The organism is Bartonella sp. AD328YNZD (assembly GCF_042196425.1).
On the sequence record NZ_JBHIQG010000002.1, the window covers coordinates 7,878 to 12,392 of the forward strand.

6 protein-coding genes are annotated in these 4,515 nt (G+C 34.1%); all 6 read right to left on the bottom strand.

Going from position 1 to position 4,515, the window contains the following annotated elements:
- Positions 1 to 249: Lrp/AsnC family transcriptional regulator (locus ACFIO3_RS00190; RefSeq protein WP_375703997.1), on the bottom strand; the 249-nt coding region annotated here is incomplete at its 3' end.
- A gap of 21 nt (positions 250 to 270) precedes the next feature.
- The gene (locus ACFIO3_RS00195) at positions 271 to 900 is read right to left on the bottom strand and encodes a uracil-DNA glycosylase family protein (protein WP_375610386.1); all 630 of its coding nucleotides are present in this window, start codon (positions 898 to 900) and stop codon (positions 271 to 273) included.
- A gap of 28 nt (positions 901 to 928) precedes the next feature.
- Complete coding sequence (locus ACFIO3_RS00200) at positions 929 to 1,492, bottom strand: thermonuclease family protein (RefSeq protein WP_375606908.1); 564 nt, start codon at positions 1,490 to 1,492, stop codon at positions 929 to 931.
- 332 nt (positions 1,493 to 1,824) lie between these two features.
- On the bottom strand, positions 1,825 to 1,992 hold the full coding sequence (rpmG, locus tag ACFIO3_RS00205) for a 50S ribosomal protein L33 (RefSeq protein ID WP_004864083.1): 168 nt from the start codon (positions 1,990 to 1,992) through the stop codon (positions 1,825 to 1,827).
- Between the two features lie 102 nt (positions 1,993 to 2,094).
- Complete coding sequence (locus tag ACFIO3_RS00210) at positions 2,095 to 3,267, bottom strand: MFS transporter (RefSeq protein WP_375606907.1); 1,173 nt, start codon at positions 3,265 to 3,267, stop codon at positions 2,095 to 2,097.
- Between the two features lie 358 nt (positions 3,268 to 3,625).
- Positions 3,626 to 4,515: RNB domain-containing ribonuclease (locus ACFIO3_RS00215; RefSeq protein WP_375703998.1), on the bottom strand; the 890-nt coding region annotated here is incomplete at its 5' end.

A 4,515-nucleotide genomic window follows, 5' to 3' on the forward strand; every position in this document is an offset into this window, starting at 1 on the left:
TGAAAAACGCTTAAACCATTCATGACTATGTGTATTTGTGCGAATAGACACAAAAACAGTGACGTGTGCGTTTACTTTTTCTGGAGAAAGAACAGCAACACGACGTTGAATGACGCCATCTTCTTCAAGTTTTTGAATCCTACGCCAGCAAGGAGTGGTCGAAAGTCCCACTTTTTTAGCAATATCAGCAACAGAAAGTGTCGCATTTTCTTGCAAAAGATGTAAAATTTTTCGGTCAAGACGATCCATATTTCTTCTCAATATCTTAATTTATAAAAATTTACGCACTAAACGACGCAGATATACAATAAGCTCATCGTTAAACCATGGATTTTTCTGTAACCAAGAAGTATTTCGCCATGACGGATGAGGCAAAGGCATAACATTATAGCCTCGAGGTTGAGGAATGGAAAGAATATTTCTCCAATCACCAACAGTTGCAGAAACGGTTTTATGTTTTAATTCTGTAATGTGCCACTTTTGCGCATAACGACCAATGGCAAGAACAAGCTTTATTTGAGGCATTGCCTGAAATATCTTTTCATGCCATATTTCTCGACATTCACATCTTGGTGGTAAATCAGCTTTATTTTTGTCATAACCTGGAAAACAAAATCCCATAGGAACAATAGCGAAGAGAGATTTATTATAAAATTCTTCTTTTGTAACACCCAGCCAATTACGCAATCTTTCGCCCGAACGATCATTAAAAGGGATAGAAGTTTCATGAACACGCAATCCTGGTGCTTGGCCTGCAATTGCAATCGAAGCAGTATCGGATAAATAAACGACAGGGTTTGGTTCATGAGGAAGAGGAGGAAAATAATGGGGTTGTTGGACGCAAACACGACAGGAATAGATCTCTTTTTCAAGTTTGATAATTGGGCTACATTGTTTCATTAGTAAATAAAATTAAAAAATATTTTTCTTATTCTGTGCGAGGATTTGCTTTGCGCCATTCTTTTGGTCGTTGAAAACTTGATGCCCATATTCCTTTCTTTTTCCTTCTCGCTTCTTGCTCTTCTTTGGGGTATTCATAATAATTTACAGCCCAACCATTCTGTACAAGTGTTGCGTTGATATTGCTAACTTGTTTTGTTTTACATGTTGCAAGAATACGGCGATATTTATCTGTTTTTTGCCAGTGACATATAACAGTTTGATTTTTTAATAATTGTTCTAAATATTTCTTTGCCTCAAGCCCACAAGGGTAGCGTGCTTCCTTTTTTCCACAAAATTGGTGGAGTTCAGGAGCATCAATTCCAGCTAGTCGAATCTTAATTGAAGAAATCATAATGGTATCGCCATCAATGATTAAAGCATTTCCTTTAACAGAGTTTTGAGAAGAAAATTTTTCTTTTTGAGGCAACTGCTGAGTTTTCTTAAAGTAAGTTGACATAATGATAAGAATGCTGGCAGCGACAAAAATACTGAAACCGATAACTTTTAGATTAAAGATTCTTAGATTAAAATGAGAAAAAGATTTTTTCATGAAATAAAGAAACTGCTAACATTACTATAACTCTATTTTAGTATTGTTTATAATTCATCCGAGAAGCTTTATTCATATGACGAAACAATGTCTCGTTTTAATGACAAAATTTTCGTTAGATATCACAATAATCAAATACTCATGCAGAATATATGTAAGCAACTTAAATAATAAATCAACTTAATCCAAATCCGTACAAAACGTACAAAGTTTAAAGTAAACTTTTTAAACTTAAGGAAATAAAAAAACACCCCTCAAAAAATAACTTTGAAGAGCAATACTCCCACATTTCTTTTGGAGTATAAAATCTATCAATTCAATAATAATTTTATTTATTTAATTTTTGTTTCTTTAAATTCAACGTGCTTTTTTACAACTGGATCATATTTACGCTTGCTCATTTTATCTGTCATTGTGCGGCTGTTTTTCTTTGTTACATAGAAAAAACCAGTATCTGCAGTTGATAAAAGCTTGATCTTAATGGTTGCTGCTTTAGCCATAATGTAAATACCCTATTTATACTGAAAAAATATTATTGCTTTCAAAACTTATTTCCGACATCATCAGATTTTCCGGCAACACTACGGATGTTCTCAAAAAAGTCAAGAGCTGATTAATTTTCTCATCAGTTGGATAAATACCAAAATGACATATAAACCGAAAAAAACAGCCATAGCTATTGAAAAACCAAAAGGATTAAAAATATCCATGGATTTTCCAATAAAGGTTGGCCCGATGAGCATACCAATTCCATAGCAAAAAATAAAGGCAGAATTAGCAGCAGCAAGTTCTTGGCCCTTAAGACGTGCTCCTAGATGTGCCAGAGCAATTGTATAAAGGCTTGCTGATACACCACCAAGAAGGAACAGATCAAGCATTAGAACCCATGGATATTGAGTGATCCATGGTACCATAAAAGTTCCCACAAGACCTAGGATAGCACAACTTATTAGGGGATAACGTCGATCTTTGGCATAGTCGCTTATAATGCTGATAGGAATTAAGAGCAAAACATTCCCAAGTGCAAGCGTTGCCATAAAGTGTGCTGCTTCATGCTCATTATAGCCAATGGATAAAGTAAAGGGTGTTATAAGAGTTAATGCGCCCATTTGAATAGCACCGTAAACAAACACTGCCATCATGGCACTTGGAACATAAAAAAGATAACGAAAAAATGGCGTATATTGGCTTTTTTGAAATTCTGGACTTAATTTCCAAGCCGCAAGAATTGGGATAACAGCAAGTATAATAAGGCTATAGCCAACAGCAAAAGGAATAAAGCCTTGTGTTCCCACTTTTGCTAGCAACGTTGGACCTACCGCAAACCCTAATCCTAAAACAATAGCATAAATGGAAAGAACCAAGCTACGTTTTTTAGGGGGAGCACAACTGTTGATCCAAAACTCTGACAGGATAAACATAACTGTCATAGTGAAATGTAATATAAACCTTAAAATGAACCAAACCCATAAGGGGTCGAAAAAATAGAATCCTAAAAAACTTAAAGATCCTATAGCCATCATAAGCAATATTGTTTGAGAAATTCCTAAGCATAAGGCGATTCGAGACGTAAAAATAGCTGCAATAATTGTGGCGATTCCACCAACAGTTCCACTATAGCCGATTGTACTGTTGGAAAGTCCTTTTTCTGCCATAAGAAAAGAGACAAGTTGTGTTCCCATTCCCAATGCTGTTCCAACGGTACCAATGGTTGCAATAGCTGCAATAATGGCACGCAAAGAATTATTTTGAGAGTCAAAAGCTTTTTTTTTCATAAGAATGACTTAAGATACTTTTGTTTATTCGAATAATAAAAAGGTGTGCTGAAATGAAAAAAGCTCAAGCTCTCTTTTGCAGATTTTCTCACCTATTAAGTATAAAAAACCTGCAAGATTTTTATAAAATTACTATATTTATAAAATAAATCACATACCTTTATATACTAAATAAAACATAAAAATAATATAAATACTACATATTATAGGTCTTTTCTTAGCTTTAAGTCATTATTATTTATATGCTTTTAAAGAGAGAAACAAGAGGTTTAATTATTTTTAATAAAGATTTTTAGAATTTAAAATAAAAAATAATACAACGAAAATTATAAAAATGTTTTTTACTTTTTATTTTTAATTAATTTTTTCTTTTCCCATAAAAAGTATATTTTTGTTTTTTTAATTTGTTTTTATGGTAGGATGTTGGTGAAAATTTTATTGGACGAGGTTTTGTTAAGAGTTCAAAGCATAAAGCGCCAGCAAAAGGTTGTACCGTTATAAGTTTTACTTCTACAACATCACTGAGTTGATAGCCTTTATGGCTACGCTGTCCTACAAGAACATGTTGTGCTTCATCAAAATGATAATAATCATTTTTAAGTGTAGAAATATGGACAAAACCATCTGTATTGAGTTTATCAAGTGAGATAAAAAGACCTGCTTTTATAACTCCGGAAATGCGACCTGTAAAAATACGACCGATTTTATTCGTTAAATAGTGAGCAACAAGCCGATCAATCGTTTCTCTTTCAGCTACCATCGCACGGCGCTCATATAAAGAAATTTGCGTAGCAATTTCTGCAAGATTTTGTTCTTGTGTCTCTGTTAATTGATCATTTCCTAATTTGAGAGCTTTAATGAGTGCTCGATGAATAATGAGATCAGCATAACGACGGATTGGTGATGTAAAATGTGTATAGTTCTGCAAGTTCAAACCAAAATGGCCACTATTTTTAGGGTTGTACTCTGCTTGTGATTGTGAACGCAAAATAACTTGATTGACTAGTTCTTGTTGTTGAGTATGAGCGACCTTTTCTAAAATTCTATTAAGGCGCGCTGAGGTAAGTTCGCTTCCGCGGGAAAGTGGTATCCCCAAACTTTGAAGAAAGCTCCGAAGTATTTCTTGCTTGGCAAGAGAGGGTTTCTCATGAATACGGTAGATGAGGGGCTGATGATGTTCTTTTAAGGTTTCAGAAGCTGCAATATTTGCTTGTATCATAAACTCTTCAATCAAACGATGTGCTTCTA